The sequence below is a fragment of the Sphaerochaeta sp. genome, from assembly GCF_050256055.1.
In the GTDB taxonomy this organism is placed as follows: domain Bacteria; phylum Spirochaetota; class Spirochaetia; order Sphaerochaetales; family Sphaerochaetaceae; genus Sphaerochaeta.
In genome coordinates this window covers 1-24,023 of sequence record NZ_JBFWIJ010000013.1, presented here as the reverse complement: position 1 = coordinate 24,023, position 24,023 = coordinate 1, and the positions used below count along the sequence as shown (strand labels likewise).

Genomic DNA, 24,023 nt, shown 5'->3' with positions numbered 1-24,023 from the left:
CATCCTGATGATTTGATGAAAGCAATATGCCCCTGCTCTTGATAACACAGGGGCAGAAAATGATCAGTTGAAGAACGCGATCTGTTCCTCGGTGAGCGTAAGATCCGCTCCCTGGAGTGTCTCGGTGATTTGTTCGACCCTGCTCGAGCCTGCAATGGCTATGGTTGGGTTCTTCTGGCTGGTCAGGTAGGCCATGGCGATAGCTGCCGGTGTAACCGACAATGCCTCGGCCATCTGCTTCACTTTGGGGACGAGCGCAAGATTGGTCGGAGTGAGAAACCGTCTTCTCGCCGTTTCGCTGAGCGTCTCGGTCTTGCCTGCGATGATTTTGGAGAACAAGCCTTTCGCCTGGGGTGCGAAGCACATGACCGGCAGTGCGTTCGCCTCGTAGTAGAGCCGATCCTCCTCGGTCATGGTGACCAAGGTGTCATCCCCCCAGGTCTCCTTCGTACAATGGGCAAGACTCCATTGTATTTCACTGATCGCAAAGGTGGGTTTCCCCTTTGCCTTCGCCCATATATTCGCTTCTGCGATGCGCTTGGCTGTCCAGTTGGAGACACCCAGATACTTGACCAGCTTCTTATCCACCAACAGCGATGCCAGATCGATGATCTCATCGACTCCCATCTGGGGATTATCACGGTGGAAATACCAAATGTCGACCGAATCGGTTTTGAGCTGGTCGAGCGTCTGGCTGATGTCCAGCATCATATCCACTTCGTTGATCCTGCTGCGATGCATGTCTTCCTTGTATGGATGACAGCCTTTTGATGCAACGATGAGGTTCTTGACGCTGCTGTTCTTCTGCAACCATTTGCCCAGGACGGTTTCACTGGTGGATGGGCCACCGGCTTTGTCCTGTCCGTAGATATGAGCCGTATCCAGGAGGTTCCCCCCGTGTTCAACATAAATGTCCAGCTGGCGCAAGGAAATCTCTTCACTGATGGTTTCGCCGTAATGGTCGCAACCCAGTGCAATCTGGGCCATCTTCTGCCCGTAAAAATCGAGGTATTTCATCAGATATCTATTCCTAGGAATCGTTTGACGAGGATTCCGATCACAAATGATATGGCAGCCACACCAAGGCTGATGAGTGCCATTTCCAAGAAGCGTTTCCCAAAGGGAAGGTCCTTTGCCACGGAGGTATAATACGTGAAAAGCATGATGATGACTACCACCGTTGTGAGCATGACGGTAAGGGCAAGCAGGTAATTGGTCAGAACAATATAGGGAATGACCATGAAGGCAACGGTGAATAAATAGGTGATGCCGGTGTACATGCAGCTCTTCAGGGCATTGCTTTGCCCGCTGTTCTTTGCCGAAAGGTATTCGCTGCTTGCCATGGACAGAGTTGCCGAAATTCCGGTGATCAGGCCCGAAAGGGCGATGAGGCGGGTGTTCTGCAAGGCGAAGGTGAGACCGGCAAGCGTGCCGGAGAGCTCAACCAAGGCATCGCTGAGTCCGAGCACCATCGAACCGATGTACTGCAGTCGCTCCTCGTCGAGCATGGCCAGTAATTGGTTCTCGTGGTTGGTCTCATCCTCGGAGATCTGTTTTGCCTGGGGGACTTCTTTGATGAGCTCATCATAGTTCCCCGTTGCCTTGGTTTCTCCCCGCTCCATTTTCTTCAGGACGAAGGTATACCCCAAAATCAATGCCAGGAAGCTGTAGAAAGCAGCCTTGAAGGTATTGGGCTTGACCCGCTTACCGGTCAATTTTTCCCATATCTGGGCATGTCTTCCTTCTTCCTCTGCGATGCGAAGCAGTACTTGGCTGTTGTGTTGGTCCTTGACGGTCTTGGCGAGCTTGGTGTAGATGATTTGCTCGGTTCGTTCCCCTTTCTGCAACTGCAGCAAGGAACGCAACGTTTTTGTACTCAAGGTGGTTTCTTCCATGGTTTGTCTCCCCCAAGCAAGTATACGGTTCGGGTAGTGGTTTGGAAATAGGCTTGCTTGACCGCTCCCGTATCTGTTTGTAGTATTGAGTGAGGTTGTGGAGGACACATGGACAAGAACTACGAGGATCTGATTACCATATTTGCGGCAACGACGGAGAAAGAGGAGATGCAAAAGCTTCTTGAGGAAATGTTGACCCCCAACGAGCTGAAGGATCTGGTCCTGCGTTGGAATTTGATGAAGGATCTCTATCAAGGCAAGCCCCAGCGAGAGATTGCATCCTCCTATGGCATTTCGCTGTGCAAAATTACCCGAGGATCCAAGATACTCAAACAGAAGGATTCCTACACCAGGCGTCTGCTCAGCGACCGCTATGATGACCACCTGCATTTGTGAGAAACCAAATGGGTGTTTCAGAAGCAATATGATTGTGTTACTATTGGTAAAGATGCAGGCTTGCATCCAATGATGGTGTTATGAGCGAGGTTCAAACTTGTCCATTTCTTTTTTCGTTTTCTGCGAAGACGATGATGTCCTTCCTCTTGCTTCCTCTTACCTCCCGGTGACGGGCGAAGACGGTGGAGGGTTTTCCCCTTCCTGCTTCCAGCACACAGTACTTCCTTCCTCCGGGTACATCGGCGTGGTTGAACATGCCTCGTATTTGAGTGGGGCGATCGCCTCCGGCCGGCAGGTACTGGAACCCGTATTGAACCTTGCGACGATGCAATCGTATCAGTTGGATGACCTTCGACATTTGGAAGCAATGCTGGACAATGCCGATGTCCTTACCGTCGCACCCATTGCGTTACCTGGTTCCCTAAGGACCCACCTCAAGGTATCGGACGCCGATCTTGCATTGCTGCTTTCCCTGCTGGAAGCCCGGTATCCCGAATACATAGGATATGCCCATGCATATCTGCAAGGGAGAAGCGGCAGTACCGAGGCATTGGTGGTGATGCATCAATCTTTGTTCTCCCGGTTTTGGGAGTTCACCTCCGTGCTCGTCCAAGCGTTTTATCGGGAGTTGGATGCAAGGACCCTCAGTGTGGATCGTGTGCGTTCGTTCCGATCGCTGTTTCCCTTCTTGCTGCAGGTTTTTCTTTCGGCGCAGCAGGACCTTCGGATCAATTACACCGGCAGCGTACGGTTTCAATCGGTGAAAACCCCGCTTTTCCTCCCTGCATGGAAGGCGGAGGCGGTTGCAGTGGTGTTTGCATCCAATGAACATTTCGCTCCGGCTCTGGGTGTTTCCCTGTATTCATTGCTGGAGCATGGTTCGGCGGCCAACTCGTATGACATCGTGGTGCTTTCTTCCGATCTGAGCGAGGATTCCAAGGCACGGTTGCAGCGTGTAGCCGGCAGGTATCCGAATGCCCGATTACGGTTTTATAATCCCCAGGCCATATTGTCCGGCAGGAAGCTGCAGAAAAATCCCACTGATCATATCAGTATGGAGACCTACTACCGGTTCTTGATTGCAGACATACTCTCTGAATATTCCAAGGTACTCTACCTCGATTGTGATACGGTCATCCTTGCAGATGTGGCCGAACTGCTTACCGTCGATATCCAGGATACGGTGCTGGCAGCCTGTCTGGATCCTGAGATTCCTTCGCTTGCACTGCAAGCTGATCGATCGACGGCTGACTATCTCGTGAATGTGTTGGGATTGCAGCAAGGGGACCCGTATTTGCAGGCAGGGGTGCTGGTGCTTGATCTCCAGGCGATGCGCAGGCTTCATTCGGTGGATGCTTGGATCGCCTTGGCATCGGAACGCAAGTATCGTTACAATGACCAGGATATCCTGAACAAAGAATGCAAGGGGCGTTTTTTTGTGTTGGATATGGAGTGGAATACCGTGGTCGACTGCAATCATCGCCGACTTCCCCTTATTGAATCCGGTCCATATGCGGTGTACCAGGCGTATCGAGAAGCACGGAAGCATCCCAAAATCGTGCATTATGCGGGGTTCGAGAAACCTTGGGATGCGCCTGCATCCGATTTCGCCTACCTGTTCTGGGAATATGCGGTATTGAGCGGATTTTATGATCGGTTGCTGGATATGCTCCATGAGCCCAAAAAGAAAGTGCGATTGCTCGATCGTCTGGTTCCCCGTGGAAGCCGGCGCAGGGCATGGGCAAAACGTTGGTTGTATGCCTTGAGTGGAAACTGATACGATGGAAGAGGAAGTGATATGAAACATGGTACGAAAGGCTTGCTGGCACTTAAGGTGGGGGGTGACAGCCTTGCTATAGTTCTCGCATGGTTGCTCGCCGGATATATCAGGTTCTATGTATTGCCCGGAGGAAGAGTCGCTTCCTTTGCACTGTTCCTGCAACTTTCCCTGTTGGTAATCATCTTCAATATTTTCTTTCTCAGCAGAAACGGCCTGTATGTGGAGGAATTGGAGCATTCCTGGCGCAAGGAAACGAACAAACTCATTTTCAGTTCCTTTGAAGCATTCCTTTTGCTGGTTATCGTCCTGTATTTCTTCTTCTCGGACAAGGTGAGCCGTATCGCCATCGGATTGTATTATCTCCTGGTTCTTGTATTGTTGGTGACTGAACGAACGATCATTTCCTCCCACATCAAGGCATCCTACCGAAAAGGCCGGTACACCCGACGGATCCTGTTGGTCGGTTACGGAGAGAAACTCCAGCGGTATGAAAAGGCTTTGCACAGCAAACGAACCGAAGGGATCAAGCTGGTGGGGCAGTATGATGGCCAAGGGCCGTACATCGGAGGCGCCAAACGCATTACGGCGGCTTCACTCCGGGAGGCGGTGAACCAGTCGGAACCCGACCTGGTGGTGATCGCGTATCCTGGCAGGGAGTATGACCGACAACAAGCGATGGTGGCCCAGGCTTTGGACTTGCTCAACGAGAAGGTCATCATGCTTCCATCCCTGCCTGAATCGTATATCGGTACGCAAATCTCTGATTTTAGATGGATCCCAGCCCTTACGCTGAATGCAGCTGAGATTGGCTTCTTCCAGCGGATGATCAAACGGTTGTTCGACATCACCGCCTGTTCTGTGGGGGTGTTGTTGATTTCCCCTTTCTTGGTGTTGATCGCCCTGTTGGTGAAGCTTTCCTCGCCGGGACCGGTGATTTTCAAGCAAAAGCGGGTGACCAAGGATGAGAAAATCTTTACGATGTACAAGTTCAGGAGCATGCGTTCAGACATCCCCGAGGGGGATGCGCATTGGACGGAAGAAAACGATCCGAGGGTGACGAGAATCGGACGATTTTTGCGAAAGACAAGCTTGGATGAGCTTCCTCAGTTGTTCAACGTCATCGGCGGTTCAATGAGTTTGATCGGTCCTCGTCCCGAACGACCTGAATTGGTGGAGAAATTCAATACAGAAATTCCCGGTTATCGTATGCGTCATAGGGCGAAGGCCGGAATCTCCGGATGGGCACAGGTCAATGGATGGCGGGGCAATACTTCATTGGAACGCCGTATCGAATTTGATTTGTATTACATCCGAAATTGGAGTTTGTTGTTTGATATGAAAATTGTACTCTTCACGTTCTTCAGAGGTTTTGTGAATGAGAATGCCTATTAAGGGGATATGGATGAGAAAATATGTGTTAGCCCTGTTGGTGGTATGCTATGCGGGGATTTTTGGCTTGGCAGCCGACGGAATGCAGCTCAGACAAGTGTTGCCAGATTTGGGTGAAGCGGATTACCAAGCATTGGAGCAGGGAAAAATCATTGATGGGAGTACAGTGGATGGGGGATCGATTCTTCCCTATTTTGTTCCTGGGACTGAAGCCGAGAAACAAGCACAGGCTGCACAACAAGCCCAAGGAGGGTTCTCCATCGCAGCTTTGAGCTATATACCGTATGGGAAGAAGCTGCATGCGATGGCGCCTCTTTCCCGCCAACTGGCAATTTTTAATGCGATTAGGGCGATTTCCACCCAGGAAGGTTTGCAGTATATTTCCTGGAGAGCAGGGAACAAGCCGAAGCTGTTGATCGAGCGTTCGGCATACATGGAAGACGAGAAGAATCTGAATACCCTGCTGCCCGATCCTGTGGCCACCACGTTTCCGTACTCGGTGCAGAGTTATGTATATCAGCGCGATACATCCTTCGGTGGCAACCGGTATCTGCATACCTATACCAATAGCGACCAGGAAATCTTTGTGGCAATCCGCAATCTTAGTGCCATGAAAGTGCTGGGTATTTTCACTGCGGTTCCCAAGGAGAAGCTGACGATCAACATGGGGACCTATCAACTTGACAATGGGTTGTTGCTTGTAGCACTTACCACGATCGCCGACCGGGATCCTGTTGTTTCGATCCTTGGTCTTCATGTCGATCTTCCCTCTGCATTCATGCGTCGAATCACTGCCTTGCAACACTGGTTCGTCGCTCAATTGGATACCATTGAAACAAAGTAGGGTTGGTGTATGAAACGTCTTGTTCGTCTTTGCAGTGTTCTTCTGTTCTTGGTTGTTTTCCTTTCTTCCGTGGGAGCAGCCGTCCACACATCGGTTCCACTCGATCATCGTGTGTACCGCATCCTTGAGGACGCGGAAATTCGTGGCCTTATTGGGAAGCAGATGGAGGTTCGTCCCTATAGCGCGGACAAGGTGCTTTCCTTGCTCAACGAGATCGCCTCGAAGCCGGAGCTGCAAAGCAAAGCCGAGCATCAGGAAGTTTTGTCCCTGATAGATCAGCTTACACAATTCTATGGAAGCAATTCCTCACCCTGGAAGGATGTCCTGAACACCGGCTACATCCGGACCTACGATGCCGACAAGCAGATGGGGACTTCTCTCGGGGCGAATTTCAGCAGCCAATTCACCTATAGTGCTGTACAGAATGAATACGATGCAAGGAACAAGGTTCTGGCGTTTCTCAAAGGTGACCTTGGCCCGAACATTTCCTATAACATGGATTTCGGCATCAATGTGGACACCCTGAATTCCCATGTATTCCTACCGACTGAGTTCACCATCCCCGGCGAAGGCTTTTATATGCAACTTTTACGTGGAGGAAGCCAGTTGCGGGTCATTCCCAGCTATGATTTCTATACGGGGCTTTCCCTTTCCCCCGAATTGGCCGCTTCCTTCTTCGATGGGGCGCTGCACATGCGCTGGGGGTCGGTCAAACGGGACTGGGGTCCGGGTTTGAACAATCTGCTGCTCAGCGGCTCGGCACGAAGTTTCAACGGGATCGACATCCAAGTCGATTTCTCTTCCTGGTTGCATTATTCGGTGATCACCGGATCGCTGGGGAAGTTCTCACTCCACGATATTGACGGCAAACCGTTCTTCTCCGACGACTTCAATAATGACAAGCCGTATTACCGCTTTGACAACAACTTCAGCGCCCATCGGGTCGAGTTGGATGCGACCAAGAATCTTACGCTCTCCATCTATGAGTCGACGGTGTGGCAGAAGCGTTTTGAGTTGGGGTACCTCAATCCACTGGCCATCTACATGTTCGAACAGAATAACCTTGGGGATATCGATGATGTCTTGGCCGGTCTGGATTTCTCCTATACCGTTCCATCCATCGCCCGTTTCTATGGGTCGGTGGCGATGACCGAGATGAACGTGGCCAATCCCAAGTATTGGTTCACCGCTCCTCGGAACATCATGGCTTTCCAAGCCGGAGTCATCATTCCTATTCCGGTGGGAACCTTCTCCTCCGTTACGTTGCAGTGGACCTACCTGTCCCCGTTCTTCTATGCACACTATCCGATCATGGAGCACAGCGCGACCTTGGAAACACTTTCCACGACTGATTCTGTTGTTTCCGCACAAGGCAATACCTATACATATACGGAGGATGGTTCTGACAAATCGATCACGTACAAGGCAGCCAAGGGAAGCGATACCGAAGTGATTCCGCTTTCCGGTTCCCAAGATACCTGGTACTCATCGGACGGAAGAATCAAGATTGAGCAAGTCGGTACTTCATACAATATCTACGAAACCACCGCGGAGACCGCCTATGTGAACAAAGGAGAGAACCTCGGCTATCCTTTGGATCCCAACTCCCAGGAATTCCTGCTGCAGCTGGATCTGGGGCTGCCCAAGGGATGGACCACCCAGTTGCAGGCCAAGTACCAGGTGCGCAGCGGCCAATACGGCTTCAGCATCGAACAGTACATGAATTACTCACAGGATGATGAGTATGGTCCCAAATCCTTCTGGGACAATACTTTCAAACACACCCTTTCGGTATTGCTCTCTGCAACCAAGAAATTTGCAGACCTTCCCATCGAACTGACCGGTTCCTATCGGTTTGTCAGTGTATGGGAGCGGCCGATCATCACTTCCACCTATGACGGAAGGGATACTGATTTCGGCCTCTGGCAAGAACCTTCTTTCGACCACATCGTGCAGATCGGGGCAAAGATCTATCTGTAGGGGAGGAGGATGAGGTGAAATCTCGTTGTTCCGTGATCATTCCCGCGTACAATTGTGCCGCAACGGTTCGTTCCACCGTCGAATCGGTATGTGCGCAAACCTATGACGATCTTGAGATTCTCATAGCCGATGATGCTTCGACGGATGATACGCTTGCTCTGCTTACCGAGCTTGCCGGAGGGGACGATCGCATCCGGGTGATCCCGATCCTGCAGAACGGGGGTGTGGCGAACGCCCGGAATGTATTGTTTTCCCATGCATCCGGCGAGTATCTGGCATTCCTTGACAGCGATGACCTGTGGCTTCCCGAAAAACTGGAAAAGCAGATAGCCCTTTTGGAAACGAGCGGGGCTGATCTGGTGTATTCCAGCTATGATTTCATCAATGAAATGGGAAAACAAACAGGAAAAACGAACCTGGTACCCAAACAGTGTACCTTTTCTGCCCTGCTTAAGGAAAATTTCATATTGCCTTCAACGGTGGTCATGCGTACCTCATCCCTTCAAAACCATCGGATGGATGGCAACTATGCACACGAGGATTATGTGTTTTGGCTTTCCTTGTTGCAGGATGGACGGAAGGCGGTGGGTAATCCAGAAGTATTGGTGCATTATCGAATCGATGCCTCCAGCCGTTCTGCAAACAAGCGGAAAGCCGCCAAAAATCGCTGGATCGTATACCGACGTTTCCTGCATTTGAACCGCCTTGCTTCCACTTGGTATTTCTGTAACTATGCTTTTCATGGAATAATTAAATACAAAGGCTTGCGTACAAAATCATAAGCTTCTCTCATAAAGATATAGATTCTCTGATAAAGCTTGTAATTTATCCTCGGTTGCGTGGTTTTCTCACTATGAGGACTTTACTGATTGACAATCTTTGTTGGCTGTAAGTGAATTCATTGACAGAGCCGAAAAATGTGACTACTCTGCTAATGATATACATGAGGGAATGGTTTGGTGGTATGGTGGGTTTGAAACGATATTTTAGTTTGCTTTTGCTGGTGTGCCTTCTGGTGTCCCCGGCGCTCTCTGCAAGTGAAGTGCTCATTACTTCTGATCAGGTGACTGGGTATCGCATTGATTCGTACCATTTTGTGATCAGCGGGAATTCCAAGGAATTTGCCTTGCGAAACGCCATCATCCCGTCCGGTGGTGACCCTGTGTTTGAGAACGAGCAGGCTTTGGTCAATGCCTTGGATGCCAAGAAACAGATCCTGATGAACAAGCGCATATTCACCGATGTGGAGTATACCTACACGATGGATTCGTTTGCGAAAGGAATCGTCTCCTACGCTGTCACCTACTATATCGAAGATGCAAACACCTTGCTTGCCATCCCCTATGCCAAGTTCGATAATGATGAGATCGGTTTGCGGTTCGGCGTCAAGCTATATGAGGACAACCTTCTGGGGACATTCGGAAGCCTGAGAATGACCGGTCACATTTCCGAAGGCAATGGAGGCCTGACGAACTGGCAGAATCGTGAAGACTATTTGGAACTGGTCGTATCGGGCCTTGAATTCTGGGGTACCAACCTTGATCTGAATCTCAATTATTTCATGGTGAAGAACAGTCCTTCGGAAGGGGATCTCGATTACAAGATCAATTGGTCCGGTTTGTCTTTGTTTAAAACCAATCTGGGAATTTCCACCTGGGCAGACTTCAACCCTGCTTCCGACTTCTCCGCGTTGAACCCGACCGAGTATGGGCTGAGTTGGAGCTTCGGTCCGTTCAACCAAAGTGGTGGACGATATTCGATCAACAACACTATTGAATTGAATTCCAATCTGACCAACATCTACACCTATACGGTGGTGAACCAATACGATGTACGATTCTTCTCCAAGCCGCTTTCTTTCAATGTTGCAGTGGAGACAAACAAAGCAAAGGATGCCAAGGAATTATCCAATATGACGATCAGTGCGACCTTGGGAACCAGTTTCCGGCTTCCCTTCGGCTTTTCCTGGTCGACTTCCGTTGCACCGGTGCTTGAGTACTCAGCTACGGTTCTCCCCGTTCCCTATTCCTATAAATACACCAATACCCTTTCCAAGTCCAATATCAACTGGGTGGGGAATTTCAGAAAGGGAATGTCTTTTTATCTGAACCATGTCTATCAATACTATCCTCAGCCTGAATACACCGATACCAAGACCTATTGGTATCTTGAGAACAGGATTTCCTGGTTCCCCTTCATTTTCTGGCATCTGAATCCTTCCATCCAGTTCAACGGCTTCTATGCAGAGCATATCAACCGCTATTTCCTGCCTTCTGAAAACAAGGATATTTCCGAGTACTTCAGGGGATTCCTCTCCCGCTCGCTCAGCGGTGTACCGGAGAATGGAGATCTGCCTTGGGGCGCGATCATAAACATGAACCTCACCGCCGATTTCATCAACTTCGGTTTCGCCAAATCGTATGTGAATCCATTTGTCGACATCGGTTTCTTTGCTGACTCCTCCCAGGAGAACGGCATGAGCGTTCTCGCAACCGCCGGTGTGGAAGGGTGGGGTATCCTGAACAAGTTTCCCAGCTACCCGGTCAGAGGCTCACTTGGGTTCAATCTGGCGGATGTGAAGAAAGCCATCGATGGCGAAATGGATTTCAAGAATGTGGAATGGGAACTCTCGATCGGGATGGGCTTGTTCTTCTAGTGTCCATGCTTGTTGTGTTTGAGGAAACCGAATACCAACAACAAAGCCGGTAGGATGCAGAGGGTTGCAAACGCAGTCCCCAGTAGCGCTATGGCCAGCAACAGACCGAAATACTTGATCGGAACAAAACTGGCGAACAACAATACCAGCAGTCCCAGCACAAGCGATCCTGAAGTCAAAACTATGGGACGGGCTGTCTCTTCCAAGGTGCGTGCAAGCAAGACCGCATCGGGAAGTGATGGCCGATTCTTACGTATAAACGTGAAGCGTACCAGAAAATGAATCGCTGCATCGACTCCGACTCCCACCGTAACCGTGGCAAAAATGATGGTCACTACGTCGAAGGGTATTCGGGCCAGATACATGAACAGGTAATTTGCCATGATGCCGAAGAGCGTGGGAACCAACGCAAGCAAAGCAAGACCCAACGATGCAAATTGCGCCAAAACGACGAGACCCACCAGCACCAGCGAGAGCAGCAGCGAACGCTGTTGGTCACCCTGGATGGTCCGACTCATCCGCAAGGCATCCACCCCGACGCCCCAATCCTGGATCTGTATACCGTCAGGAAGCAATGACCGCGCCCGGGTAATGTCGTGTTGCAGCGTCTCTACGCTTTCCAGACTCTCCCAACTTTCATACCGGCTGTCGTAGCTGCGGATGGTGATGGTCATTCGGGAAGCCTGGTCGTTGAGCAACGAGGAAAGCATGGGATGTGCAATGCGCTTCTGCGCTACGGTCAGAAGCCGGGAAAGCATCAGAAGCAACCCTGGTGTTTCGGGAATGGTGGGAGTATTTTGGTAGACCTCATTCAGGAATGCTACGTACCGGCTGAAGGAAAAAAGAAAGGTGATATCCTTGTTGTGCTCCAGCAATGATTGTTCAAACGCATGGACCGCTGCAAGCACCTCCGGTCTGAGGAAATACCCGGCTTGATTGTCCGGTGCGGTGAGGGTGATGTAATGCGGGTCGCTGCCTCCGATCTTTTTGGCAAACGAGATGGAGTCGGTGATCAAGGGATCGGCTTTGGGGAAGTAGGTGAGATAATCGGTGTCGATGGTGACTTGGTGGTTGGTGAACAAAAAGGCCAACACCATCAGGCACAACACAACCAAGGCGATCGGGTATCTTCGTACGATGGTGACGCTCATCCGGTGGATGCTGTGTGCCGCCCATCCATGGTTGAAATGCATGACCGATCGTGGTTTGGGAGCCGGGAGCAAGGAAAGCATGGCGGGAAGGTAGACCAAGGAAAGTACAGCGCAATAGAAAATTCCCAAGGAAACGGAGACGCCGAGTTCCTGGAAGGTTTTCAGCTTGCATGCCAACAGGCTCAGAAACCCGATGATCGTAGTCAGGCAAGCTCCGAAAATGGTGGAACTGATGCGCAAGACACTCACGATGATTTGTTCCTGCTTTTCGTTCGTTTCCTGACTCCGAAAATACTCATGCAAAACATGGATGGCATAGGAAGATCCGAGTATGAGAACCATGGAAGGCACGATGATATTGACCACCGTCAGTTCATATCCAAGTACAACCATGCTGGCCAGGGTCCAGACCAAGGCGATCACCGAAAGGGAAAGGGGAAGCAGCACCGCTCGTTTGGAATGGAATGCAAGATAAAACAACAATACGATGACCAACAGACAGAGTAGCAACAAGGACTTCAGGTCCTTGGAAAGGTAATACAAGACCCTGTCCTCAAAGAGTGGAGTTCCGATTATTGAAACTTTTCCGTACTCGGAAAGTCCGTCCACCAGAGATGCGATACCCTGATGCAGCGCAGTTGGCTGCGAAGGAGCCTCACGAAAGGAGAGTTGGAACAACAGCGCATTTCCCTCTTTCGTCGAGAGTAAATTCCGGGCAATGGCATCACTTTGCAGCCGTTGCGCAAATTCCTTCGCCGATGCATCCGTCCACAAAACCCCTTCTTCTTCAGGACGCAAGGGTAGGGTGATCAGGCGGGATCCTTTCTTTTGGACGGTAAGGAATGAAAAGGCGCTGAAAGGAGGCTTGAGGGCGGGTATTGTCGTCAGGTTCTGCAGTACTTCATCCAGTGCATTGAGTGCATCTGCGCCGAAGACTTGATCCCCTTCAAAGAGGATGTATAAATCACCGGGAAGCTGGCCTGAATCTTGCAATACCTCCTTACGCAACTGCGCATGCTCTTCCTCAGGAGGCAGAAGATTGATGTATTCACTGTTGAGCGACAAAAAGGGAAGCAGCGTGCACGCTGCTACGGTGATGAGTGCAATGATGAGAAGCGTCAGCCTTGTATGGCGAATGACCCATCTGATCAGCGATTGCATCACATCCCCCTTTCACCTGCTCATCTTCTATAGTTTGCAGCAAGAAGTTGCTGTGCATCAAAGAGAATCATACGGGCCAACGCATCACTGTCAAACACCAAGGGAAGGTCCTCGAACGCTTTCTGCATCGTCATTTGCTGCTCTCTGTCGTTGCTGAAGGATTGCAGGATATCGACTTGCTTGGGTATGGAATCCTCGACCCAGCCGACTTTGCGTCGTTCGAAGAAAATGGTAGTCGGCCACGCAGCATACAGCAGGTTGGAAACCAAGAACGGACGTCTTAATGAGAGCGATTCCATCAAGGCATTCGCCCCTGCCTTGCCCGCTTGTACATCACAGGCACAGATGTAATCCTGGATATTGGTGACGAAACCGGGAGTGTGCAGAAGGAATTGCGGATGTTTTTCCATGAATCGTTTGTACTGCAAACGGGTGCTCGAACTTAGTTTGCCCACCGTAATGACCTGCCAAGGCAATTTCCGCTTCACTACTTCTTCAAGAAAGTCCGTAGTCCCGATCCCTTCTCCACCGAGATTCAACAGGATGGTAAAACGGTCATCCAGTTTCAGTTTTGCCCGGGCGGCTTGTTTGGAAAGCGGTTGGGAAAGCATCATCTCACTTTTCAGGGGAAACGGGCAGATGCTGATCGTTTCCTCGGGCTGTCCGGCCTTGATGGCCAATTCCTTACCCAATTCCGTGCAAATATAGAGTCTGTCCAGTTCAGGATTGATTCCCAGAATCGGAGTGTACACCACATCGGCGGCATATTCGAAAACCGGCAGGGGGAGCTGCAGATAGGAAGCCATGGGTTTGATCAAGGTGGCAGCCAGAAAATGCGTCACAACAATGCAATCGGGTTTGTTTTGCGCATACCACGTGGAAAAATCCTTGAGAGCATGCGAATGGGTGGCAAGGTAGCGGATCAACCGAGCGTTGAACTCTGAGTCTCCCTTCGGATTGACTTTTGCTTCAATCTTGGGGAAATGGAGCAACAGCCTCCAATTGTTCTTGCTCAGCCAATTTACCAAGGGGGCATCCAAGGCAAAAAAGAGGTTTTCAACAACCGTGGTATGACCAAGGCGCTCGAAGGCGTCAGACAGTGCTTTCGCCGGGGTCAGATGACCTTTTCCTGCATCGATGTAAAAGAGGGCGATGTGCATGCATCAAGAATAGGGGAAAAATCTTTACGCATCAAGAGAAAAAACTTCCTGGACCAGCATTGCTGCAAATGCATCGCTGTCAAAACTGAGCGGAAGCGAGGCGAATCGCATTTCCATGGCATCCTGCATCGCTGTGTCATTCGCCAGCGTACAAAGGATATCAGCTTGTCGACGTGGATGCTTTTCCACCCATCCGACTCCAAACCCATTCAGGAATGTGGAAGTGTCCTGGGCGGCATGCAGCAACTCGCTGATCATGAAAGGACGATGCAGTGCCATCGACTCCATCAAGGCATTCGCCCCCGCTTTGCCTGCCTGAACATCACAAGCAAGCATATAGTCCCCTATGTTGGAAACAAATCCCGGGATATGCAACGAGAGAAATGGATGTATGGCTCCCAAATCCAAGAAGCGTTGTTTCACCTGAGGCGCAAGATTTCCCACGATGACAACCTGCCAGGGGAGGTTTCGTCTTGCCAGTTCCTCAAGCAGCTCTGTGGATCCGATTCCTTCTCCGCCATAGTTGAGCAAAACGGTGAAACGGTCTACCTCCAAGCCAAGTTTCTTCCGGGCTGACTGCTTGTCTGTACGCACAAGCATCTGGATGGAAGTCTGTAAAGGAAAAGGGCAGAGCTTGATTTGCTCCTCTCGATATCCTTGGGCAAGCAGGTTCTGCAAGCCAAGCGGTGATGGAACGAACAAGCGATCAATCTGCCGATGAAAGCCTGCTCTTGGGTTGTTGAATACATCAGCGACGTAGACGAACACCGGCACATTCAATTTTTTGTGTTGCACGATGGAGGTGATGACAACGCCCCCCAGAAAGTTGGTACAGAGGATGAAATCCGGTTTGGTGCGCTCAAACCAGCTGCAGAAATCTCGAGCGACATGGATGCGTGCGGCGACCATGCTCATCAGAAACGCATTGAATCGATTGTCCTCCAGCCGGTGGAAGGAGCGTTCGAGTTGTGGGTGTTTGAGCAGGAATCTCCATTCATGTTTGCAAAACCATTGCCAGAATGGAGAAGCCAGAACGGTGAACATGTCCTCGACACTGCAGTCATGGCCACAACGCAGGAGGGCATCCGATGCAGCTTTCGCCGGAACATAATGGCCTTTCCCTGCATCAACATAGAGCATGGCACCTTTCATACACACCCCTTTACGACAGTATGGTAAGCATAGGTGGAATACGAAAATTCAGCAAGTGAAAACTGGGCTTTCTTGCGTATTCATATGCAGCAGGGGTATAGTGAGGAAAGGAGCATCAGGTTGTGAAAATCCTTATCACTACAGATTTTTATCTTCCCTGCATCACCGGGGTAACCACGGTAGTGGTCAATGAACAGGCTATGTTGGAGAAACTCGGGCATGATGTACGTATTCTGACCATCGGACCGAAGGGTATGTCCTTCTTCGAGGATGGGGTATATCATATGGCGGCAAGCCGTTTGAAACTGTTTCCGGATTCCTACATGACGTTCCGCTATCAAAACCCCTTGGTTGCAGACATCCTTTCCTGGAAACCTGATCTGGTGCATTCGAACAATGAATTTTTCTCCATGGGGTATGCCAGACGGATTGCCGATGCTTTACATATACCCCTGTTGCATACCTGTCATACGGATTTCACCCGATATGACGAGGAGCAGAGGATACGTCATACACTCTGGGATTCCCTGATGGCAGCCATCGTCAGGCGCAGGGTTCGCTATTGTGACCTTTTGATAAGCCCTTCTTCGGCACATAAGGCCATGCTCGTGCGGTATCACATCAAAAAACCGGTGGTAGTGTTGCCCAGCGGGATTGACCTTGCCCGGTTCAAACAACCGATGCAGGGGAAGGAGCGCGAGCGGCTTCGGGCAAACCTCGGGTTTACCAAGGAACAATTCCTGCTGCTCTCCGTCTGCCGTCTGGCTCCGGAGAAGCGTGTGGGGCAGATCATTGATGCATTCTTTCTGCTCAGTTTTCTGGAAAGCTCAGCCCGCCTGCTCATCGTGGGGGGCGGCCCGAAGGAGGAGAGCCTGAGAAAGCGGGTGCGGGAACTGGGATTGGAAGCTCGTGTGGTCTTTACCGGACCGGTACCTCCTGAGCGGGTGCATCGGTATTATCAATTGGCGGATATCTTCGTTTCCGCCTCGGTGAGGGAGTCGCAAGGGTTGGGATTCGTGGAGGCGATGGCTTCTTCGCTGCCCTTGCTGCTACGCGAAGATGCCTCCCTCGGGCTTTCCATCGAAGGGTTGGGGATCGGATACCTCTATCAGGATGCCAAACAGTTCGTGCAATTGCTTTCCTTTCTCATGGAAAACCCGATTGCAGTTGGACAGATGGGCATGCGTTCAAGAAAAGAGAGTAAACGGTTTTCCCTTTCTGTGTGGGCACAACAGTTGTCAGCGATCTGTCTTTCGCTCCAAGCCCAGTCGATGCCTGACCTTGCTGACCAGCAGGATGATCGAAGGCATGACGACCAAGGTTGACAACATGCAGTTGAACAAGGCGATGCTCATCAGGCTCCCGAAGATTCTGACCGGCGTATAGGAAGCGAAAAGGAACATCATCATGCCTGCAACAATCGACAAGGTAGTCAGGATGATGGGTCTTCCCGTCTCCCTGATCGTCTGGGAAAGTAATTCCTTGGTGGTTCGCCCATTTCGCCCCAGTTTGTTCTTGTACCTGATCAAGAAATGGATGGCATCGTCAACACCGGTTCCGACTGCTACTGCGGCGAAACTCACGGTGATCATATCGAAGGGAATTTGGAACAGGTACATGAAAATATAATTGGCCATTACGCCGCTGAGAATCGGAATGAGTGAATAGAAGGCCAAAGAAAGCGACTTGAATGCGAACAGAACCACCAAGAAGACCAACAGGAAGCTGGCATAGGTGCTCTTCTTTTGGTCGGAGAGCAGACTGTCGGAGAAATGGAGGGTCTTGTGCGGTTCTCCCCCGATGGTCAAGGTGGTACCGTTGGGAAGCAGGTTGGTTAGGGAAATGATGGTCTTTTCGATGCGACGGCTGCTCCCGATGGTCATCAGATCCCCTTCCTTTGCGTCATAATTCTGCAGGTAGAGGGTAAGTTTCGTGCCTTCCGGGTCAAGGATTGCGCCCAATTCCGCCTGACCTTGCTTGCTCATCAGCAGCACCATTCTGCTGAGCAGATTAAGCAATCCACTCGATTGTGGGATCCCATTCTGTCCGCTGTACACCGAGTTGGCATAGCTGACATATGAGGCAAAGGAAATGATTTGCTTTACATCAGGACTTTGCTTGGCGATAGCCTGCTCGAAGTCATAGACTTTTTGGAGATTTTCGCTCTTCAGGAAAAACTGGGTTTGGTCTTTCGGTGCCTCAATGGTCAGAATGAATGGGGTGTCTCCTCCCATTTTCTGGGCGAAGTGACGTGAGCTTTGTCCGAATGGATCCCGCTTGGGAAGATAGGACATATAGTTGGTATTCACCGGGATATGGTCCTTGGTAAGCATAAAGCCTGCGATGACCACAACCCAAAGCAATACGAAGATGGGCCACTTGTTCATGACCAGACGATCGAGCACCATGACCGTACGGGCCAGATACCCTTTGTGATAGGTTTTGATCTGGACCTGCTTGGGAGGAACGACCAGATTCAACTGTGCAGGCAAATACGTCGAGGCAAGGATGGCGCAGTAGGTAACCCCGATGCCGACGGAAATGCCGAATTCCCGTAAAGCAGGGGTTTTGGAGAACAGCAGGCTCAAGAACCCGATGACGGTCGTCAGACAGGCAAAGAAGATGGTCCTGAGGATTTTTTTTGTCGACTGGACGGAATTCAACCCCTTTGCATAGTCGGTGTAATATTCGCCGATGATATGGATGGCGTAGCTGGATCCAAGATTGAGAACCATACTCGGGGTGACGATATTCACGATGGTCAGCGAGTAGCCGAGCAGGCGCATGGTCCCGAAGGTCCAGATGATGCCGATGACCGACATGGAAAAGGGAAGGAGTACGCTCCGCTTGGCTCTGAAACTGAGGTAGTAGACCAACAGGATGGCGATGAAGCACAAAGAGAGCAGGATGCTCAGGTCTCTCCCCAGATAGTGCATCAATAGGTTGTTGATCACCGCCCCGCCGTTGATGGACACTTGCAAGCCTTGCGTTCTCAGTGGTTCGAGCATGGCAGAGAGCTTTGCTTCCTGCTCTGGGGTCAATGCCGTTGATTTGAAACTGAACAGCATGCTTGACAGATCATCACTGACCAGGTAGTTCTTGACGATGGGATCTCGTTCAATCCGTGCCTTCAGCAAGGCGGCATCCTCATCCGTCCAACGCTGTCCATCCATCAAGGAAGCGAACGGGACCGTCGCCAAGCGGGTGCCCTTCTTCTCCAAGGTTACAAAGTCAAGTACGGAAAACGGACTGCTCAGGTAGGGCGTGGCTCCCAAAGATTGCATCGTTTGGGTGATCGCCGTCAGGTTTTCCTTCGTGTAGAGATTCGGGCTTTCCACCATGACCAGATAGGAGGAAGTGAAAACTTCCTCCTGTACCGGCGCGACGGGCTCTCCTGTACTGGCCACCAGGTTCGAACCCAGTGCTTTGGTGTCGAGTTTTGTGGTTACCGGGATCGGTTGGTCGCCTTCGGCGGACGCCGTAGATGTCTGTACTGGGGAATCAGAAGTTCCACCTGGAAATGTGGAACTATCCATTTGATTGTACATCAAAGAATTATAGTCAGCATCAAGATGGAGGAACGAGGCATGGTATCCAAAGAAAGCGGTGAGCAACAGGATACCGGCCAAGGTAAGTTTACTATGTTTTCCGATGAAGGACAGGAGGTCGAATTTCATGGTGCTCCCCGAAAGCTGCATACTGGTACACTATAACAAAGTGCAGGCAGAAAAAAAACCCACTCGGTTGTCCAAGTGGGCTTTTGGTCAGTCATTGTATCGCTTGTACGATGAACCTTTCTTTCCAGACGAACCCTTCTTGGGTTTGGACGAATTGTACTTTCCATGGGATCGGCTTGGACGGTCATCATAGGAGTAGCTGCTTCGCTCATACCTGTCTTCACCATAGGTATCCCTTCCGTAGGGTTGGTAGTCATCCCGACTTCTGCCCTTGCGTTCCGAACGGTAGGGGCGATCCTCATATCGGTCGGAGCGGGAGCGACCGGTCAGGTGCTTGCCGTTCGGGTTGTCGGGTTTTGCCCGCGTGATGATGGGTTTGCCTTCAGGCCCATGGGCACTGAACGCCTGCAGAATCCTCTCGGCAACCTGCAACGGCGTGCTGACGAAGGAAAAATCCTCCCGAACCGAGACATCCTGGATGTCGCGATCTTCTGCACCAACCTGTTCGATCAGGTAGTCGACCAGCATGCGTTTGTCCAGACCGTCCTTCCTGCCGCGTGCGATGAAGAGTCGGGTAAACCCGGATTCCTCACCGCGTCCGCCCTCTCTGCGCCGATCATCACGACCACCGGAAATCTGCTGGTATTTGGAGACATCCAGCTCGTCCTTGTAGAAATGATCGAGCAATGCAGCAACGACCAATTCAGGCCGTTTGTCTTCCAGCAGTTGCTCTGCAATCGGGAGGAACATGCTGGTTTCCGTGCTTTCATCGGAGAGTGCGGAAAGCTGGGCGAGAATGCGTGCTCGTTTGGTCTTGATGATCTCACTTGCCTCGGGAACAGTCTCGCGTCGAATGTCGGTCTTGGATACACGCTTGATGAAGCTGAAACGCTTGAATTCGCGCGGAGCGACAAACGTAATAGCAACTCCGGTCTTTCCTGCGCGTCCGGTTCTTCCGACCCGGTGGATGTATGCTTCCGGATCCTCAGGCAGCGAGTAGTTGATGACATGGGTGAGGTCGGAGATGTCGATACCGCGTGCTGCCACATCGGTGGCAACGATGATGCTCAGATTGCGGTCACGCATTTTGTGCAGAATCATTTCACGCTGCTTTTGGGAAAGATCCCCATGCAGGGGTTCTGCATCGTAGCCGCGGTCCATCAGCTTCTGGCCGACTTCATCACACTGGATCTTGGTTCGGCAGAATACGATGCCGTAAAAAGCCTCTTCCATATCGATAATGCGGGTGAGTGCTTCAAACTTGTCTGATTCCTTGACCTCAACGTAAATCTGGTCGGTAAGGTTGCTGGTCAGCGCGTCCTGCTTGATCCTGACGATCTGCGGTTCATGCATGAATCGCTCCGCCAGATGTTGGATGGGTTCGGGCATGGTTGCGGAGAAACAGAGCATACGCTTTTCAGACGGAGTCTGCTTGAGCACCTCCTCGATGTCTTCAATGAAACCCATATCGAGCATTTCATCCGCTTCATCGAGTACGACGAACTTCAGTTGTTCGAGATTCAGCGAACCCCTGCGCAGATGGTCGAGGATACGTCCTGGTGTTCCCACCACTACGTGTACCCCCCGTCGGAGCTTGCGAAGCTGCAGTTCCATGGAGGCTCCTCCGTAGACTGCTGCGATTTCAAGTCTGCGATCTCCCTTCAGGGAGTTGATTTCTTCAGCATCCTGCACAGCCAGTTCACGCGTTGGTGCAAGGATCAAGGCTTGTACTTGTGAAAGGGAAGGGTCAACGATCTCGAGGATCGGAAGGCCGAATGCTGCGGTTTTACCGGTTCCGGTCTGTGCTTGGCCAATGACGTCTACCTGGTCCTTGAGGAGCAGGGGAATGCACGCTGCCTGAATTTTGGTTGGTTCTTCGAAGCCTTTGGCTTCAATGGCGGCGATTGTTTGCGCGGACAGTCCTAGGTCCGCAAAGGTACTTACTTCTGACATGGATCTCCTGAATGGTTTCTATAGATGGATTATCGGTTTCGAGCCGAGATATACACAATAACTTGCTTAGTCTATACAAATGCTCAACTTCTTGCAAGACAGCAACATCCGAAATGGTCGAATTCTTACCAACGATTGAAAACCTGCTCGGCAAAACCGGCAAGTCGATCAAGCTGGATTGGATTTCCGTCATCAAGGATGCAGCTTCCCGAGAAATATCCGAATACCTGACTCTGATCCGAACGAACCACCAGCATATTGGTATGGGAAGATCGGGTGACTGCCGGTTCGAAGACCAGGTCAAGCCGACCTTGCGTGTCCTTGATCACCCAAGGTGCGTCGGTGGATGCAAATTGGAAGGTGACTTCGCCTAGCTTATGCACCACATGGTTGTACAGAATAGCGTTTTCGCTGGCACTGCTCCTGTCGGAGAAACCGTATCCAAGATTCAAGCCGAACGGTACATTCTCCACCAACGTGGAGCAACTCGCCCAGTACCAGGTATTCTGATAGGTCCACCGGCCCCGACCCCAATCAAGAACTCCCCACGCTTCTCCCAGCAACAATGATTCGGTCTCCATGCCTCGGCGGATGGTACCCTTTGTACTGAGGCAATTCACCTTTTCATTGAGGTAGAATGCTTTCCTGTTTTCTTTCCAGCTGGTTGCGATATTCAGGCTCTCTTGGGAGGACGGCTGGGTGAGGGTAAGGTCGATATCCAGCCCGACGCTTCCATCAGGAAGTACAAGATGGGGATCAGAAGCCATGATATGGCGCTCCTCACCTCGTTTTATGAATGCCAGGCGCAGATGCTTGTTCGCCCACGATACCTGGGAATCGATGGTGGAGGATGCGGCCAGACCTATGGTGCCCCGAGGGAACGGAACAAGCTGTTCGCTCTGGCTGACCTCTTTTCTGACATAGTCTATGTAGCAGAGTGCAAACAAGGCTGCATAGCCCAAGTCGCTGACCGTGGCGGTGAGTGCATACCCTTTGGTCTGGTTGACCACAGCGTAGTAATCCCATTCCTTGATCCGCAGGGCATTCGCGTGTATCGCTCGACGCGCATACTGCCAAAGCGGTTTTCTCGCCCAGCCTTCCTCACAGATACGGCCTTTCGCATCCAACAATGGTTGGGCTTTGGTTACTTCATGTTCCATTACGCATCCTCCCTGTTCCCGATTCTACAACCCCCATTGGTCGACTGTATAGGTTTGCATCGTATAGGCCGGGGAATTCGGTTGCAACGTGATGGTCTTCACCCCCTTGGGAAAGGACGGGGAACCATAGCTGCCATAACTGGCGCTTCTCCCGTATACCAGGTCTATCCCATCCCAATTGCCTGCAAAGTCATTGAGATGATCGTGGCCACAAAAAACAGCTTGGGTAAAACCTTTCTCCTGCATTGCCTTGAACATACCACTGTTTTCCAATGATACATTCACCTGCTTGTCCTGTTTGACGCCCAGTGCCGTTCCGCTTTCCCAAAGCGATTTGAATTCCGGCAAGGGAATGTGCACGAATGCATACAAGGGGACTGAAAGTCCATCCTCCACCCATCGGTACCAGGCGATCTGGGAAGGGTAGAGGTAATCGGGCCCGATTTTCCCTTGGGCGTATCTTCGGCTGTCATGGGAATCGAGCAACACCAAGGCTTGCGTGGGTTTCCCGTTCCAATTCAGCACCAAGGGATAGTCGCTGTATCCACGCACCCAATCCTCACCCATGCTGAACAAGGCGTGCGGATAGGCTTTCAAGGCAGTTCCCAACGTTTTCCGATCGGAGGTGAACTGTCCGTCATGGTTGCCGAAACTGTAGGCCCAGTACCTTCCCTGCTCCTCCATAAAGGATGCAAATTCCTTGAGGAGATCCAACGCTTCATAGCTGTACAACAGGTCCCCGGTAATGACGGTAAGGTCGGGGTCGGTTTTCTCAAACGCTCTTTGAAGCAGGGCGTACACTCGTTTGCGGCGGGAGAACGGTCCTTTGCGAAGATGAAAATCCGTACCCCAAAGAATGGTGAACCGCTCATCATCCGGGTACGGGATGCTGAAGGCTTTTCCGTTTTGGATCGCTTGGTCGAGATCAAATGGCTCTGCGGGTACGGTGAATTGTTCGGTCTGCATCGAGACCGGTTCATATATTCTGGTGGTACGGAATAGTTGTATCCGTAGGGCAATGCCCAAGAGAACGAGAAACAGCAAGCAACAAAGGCCGATGAGTATTGTATGGATGATACGCATGCTGTCTACACGCTAACACGGAAGGAACAAAGAATCCAGAAAAAGAAAAAGCCGGTACCTTGAGGTACCAGCTTTCCCTTGAGAAGGAATACAGCTTATTTGCTTTTTCCTATGATGACGTTGAGGAAGGTCGTGAGGAAGTTGTCCTTGTGCAGGTCGGACGTGTAGAGCGCCTGGGACAAGTCCTGTTGGTTCTGGCTTCCGCTGTAGTAATTGTAGAACATGGAGATGTATCCGGCCATATTGGAATCGACTGCGTCTTTTCCAACTTCCAGCACCAGATAACTCGTTCCGCTCTTGATCGGATCGAGCAACGTGTCAGCCTCGGCGCTGTACATCTGCTTGCCGGTATCGGTGGTGAGTACGGATGCAAGCATCCCATTGGGATCGGTATTGGAGAAGCTGTTCATATAGGCGCTGCCACCGGCATTGTATGGAGTGGCTGCAACATCAACGACCTTCAAATTGGCTGTCTCGGCTGCTGCATCGAGTCCATCCTGCTTTGCTTGTGCGCTTACTTTGGCTGCAAGATCAGAAAGGTAGGTGTCGATGATGGAAGACTCATTGGAAGCCATATAGGCCTTGA

Annotated in this window: 17 protein-coding genes and 1 pseudogene; 8 read left to right on the top strand and 10 right to left on the bottom strand. The window is 51.1% G+C overall.

Features of this window, described 5'->3' with window-relative positions; all coding sequences use genetic code 11:
* Positions 1-63: 63 nt before the first annotated feature.
* A complete protein-coding gene (locus tag AB7C91_RS06855) occupies positions 64-1,017 on the bottom strand; it encodes an aldo/keto reductase (RefSeq protein ID WP_332447208.1) in 954 nt (317 codons plus the stop codon).
* Positions 1,017-1,895, bottom strand: coding sequence for a VIT1/CCC1 transporter family protein (locus AB7C91_RS06850; RefSeq protein WP_332447209.1), 879 nt, complete (start codon positions 1,893-1,895; stop codon positions 1,017-1,019). The genes AB7C91_RS06855 and AB7C91_RS06850 overlap by 1 nt, the downstream gene beginning before the upstream one ends.
* A gap of 108 nt (positions 1,896-2,003) precedes the next feature.
* Between AB7C91_RS06850 and AB7C91_RS06845 the strand changes: the two genes are divergently transcribed.
* The 7 genes from AB7C91_RS06845 to AB7C91_RS06815 all read left to right on the top strand — a co-directional run bounded on the left by AB7C91_RS06845 (position 2,004) and on the right by AB7C91_RS06815 (position 10,940).
* Entirely contained in the window at positions 2,004-2,291 is a 288-nt protein-coding gene (locus tag AB7C91_RS06845) for a Trp family transcriptional regulator (RefSeq protein ID WP_332447210.1), read from the top strand.
* Between the two features lie 97 nt (positions 2,292-2,388).
* The gene (locus tag AB7C91_RS06840; RefSeq protein WP_428590100.1) at positions 2,389-4,068 is read left to right on the top strand and encodes a glycosyltransferase family 8 protein; all 1,680 of its coding nucleotides are present in this window, start codon (positions 2,389-2,391) and stop codon (positions 4,066-4,068) included.
* Between the two features lie 21 nt (positions 4,069-4,089).
* Positions 4,090-5,463, top strand: coding sequence for an undecaprenyl-phosphate glucose phosphotransferase (locus AB7C91_RS06835; protein ID WP_332447212.1), 1,374 nt, complete (start codon positions 4,090-4,092; stop codon positions 5,461-5,463).
* A 10-nt stretch (positions 5,464-5,473) separates the two neighbouring features.
* Complete coding sequence (locus AB7C91_RS06830) at positions 5,474-6,304, top strand: DUF6675 family protein (protein WP_332447213.1); 831 nt, start codon at positions 5,474-5,476, stop codon at positions 6,302-6,304.
* Positions 6,305-6,313: 9 nt separating this feature from the next.
* Complete coding sequence (locus tag AB7C91_RS06825) at positions 6,314-8,284, top strand: hypothetical protein (protein ID WP_428590096.1); 1,971 nt, start codon at positions 6,314-6,316, stop codon at positions 8,282-8,284.
* 14 nt (positions 8,285-8,298) lie between these two features.
* Positions 8,299-9,066 (top strand): glycosyltransferase family 2 protein, encoded by a 768-nt coding sequence (locus tag AB7C91_RS06820; protein ID WP_428590093.1) that lies wholly within the window; start codon positions 8,299-8,301, stop codon positions 9,064-9,066.
* A gap of 161 nt (positions 9,067-9,227) precedes the next feature.
* The gene (locus AB7C91_RS06815; protein ID WP_428590090.1) at positions 9,228-10,940 is read left to right on the top strand and encodes a hypothetical protein; all 1,713 of its coding nucleotides are present in this window, start codon (positions 9,228-9,230) and stop codon (positions 10,938-10,940) included.
* Here AB7C91_RS06815 and AB7C91_RS06810 read toward each other — a convergent pair.
* The 3 genes from AB7C91_RS06810 to AB7C91_RS06800 are packed head-to-tail and all read right to left on the bottom strand — an operon-like array spanning position 10,937 to position 15,564.
* Positions 10,937-13,252, bottom strand: coding sequence for an efflux RND transporter permease subunit (locus tag AB7C91_RS06810; RefSeq protein ID WP_428590087.1), 2,316 nt, complete (start codon positions 13,250-13,252; stop codon positions 10,937-10,939). The genes AB7C91_RS06815 and AB7C91_RS06810 overlap by 4 nt on opposite strands.
* A 20-nt stretch (positions 13,253-13,272) precedes the next feature.
* A complete protein-coding gene (locus tag AB7C91_RS06805; RefSeq protein ID WP_332447218.1) occupies positions 13,273-14,412 on the bottom strand; it encodes a UDP-N-acetylglucosamine--LPS N-acetylglucosamine transferase in 1,140 nt (379 codons plus the stop codon).
* A gap of 24 nt (positions 14,413-14,436) precedes the next feature.
* Entirely contained in the window at positions 14,437-15,564 is a 1,128-nt protein-coding gene (locus tag AB7C91_RS06800) for an MGDG synthase family glycosyltransferase (protein WP_428590083.1), read from the bottom strand.
* A gap of 122 nt (positions 15,565-15,686) precedes the next feature.
* Here AB7C91_RS06800 and AB7C91_RS06795 point away from each other — a divergent pair, with 122 nt between their 5' ends.
* A complete protein-coding gene (locus tag AB7C91_RS06795) occupies positions 15,687-16,889 on the top strand; it encodes a glycosyltransferase (protein ID WP_332447220.1) in 1,203 nt (400 codons plus the stop codon).
* Here AB7C91_RS06795 and AB7C91_RS06790 read toward each other — a convergent pair.
* The 5 genes and pseudogenes from AB7C91_RS06790 to AB7C91_RS06770 all read right to left on the bottom strand — a co-directional run.
* Positions 16,803-19,241: an efflux RND transporter permease subunit gene (locus AB7C91_RS06790; RefSeq protein WP_428590079.1), complete on the bottom strand. Its 2,439-nt coding sequence runs from the start codon at positions 19,239-19,241 to the stop codon at positions 16,803-16,805. The two genes, AB7C91_RS06795 and AB7C91_RS06790, sit on opposite strands and share 87 nt — an antisense overlap.
* A gap of 87 nt (positions 19,242-19,328) precedes the next feature.
* Positions 19,329-21,194 carry a DEAD/DEAH box helicase gene (locus tag AB7C91_RS06785; protein WP_332447222.1) on the bottom strand — a complete coding sequence of 622 codons (1,866 nt, stop codon included), beginning with the start codon at positions 21,192-21,194 and terminating at the stop codon, positions 19,329-19,331.
* Between the two features lie 125 nt (positions 21,195-21,319).
* Positions 21,320-22,354: a DUF2804 domain-containing protein gene (locus tag AB7C91_RS06780; RefSeq protein ID WP_332447223.1), complete on the bottom strand. Its 1,035-nt coding sequence runs from the start codon at positions 22,352-22,354 to the stop codon at positions 21,320-21,322.
* Positions 22,355-22,378: 24 nt separating this feature from the next.
* The gene (locus AB7C91_RS06775; RefSeq protein WP_332447224.1) at positions 22,379-23,437 is read right to left on the bottom strand and encodes a metallophosphoesterase; all 1,059 of its coding nucleotides are present in this window, start codon (positions 23,435-23,437) and stop codon (positions 22,379-22,381) included.
* Between the two features lie 95 nt (positions 23,438-23,532).
* A pseudogene (locus tag AB7C91_RS06770) lies at positions 23,533-24,023 on the bottom strand (peptidylprolyl isomerase); the annotation flags it as partial.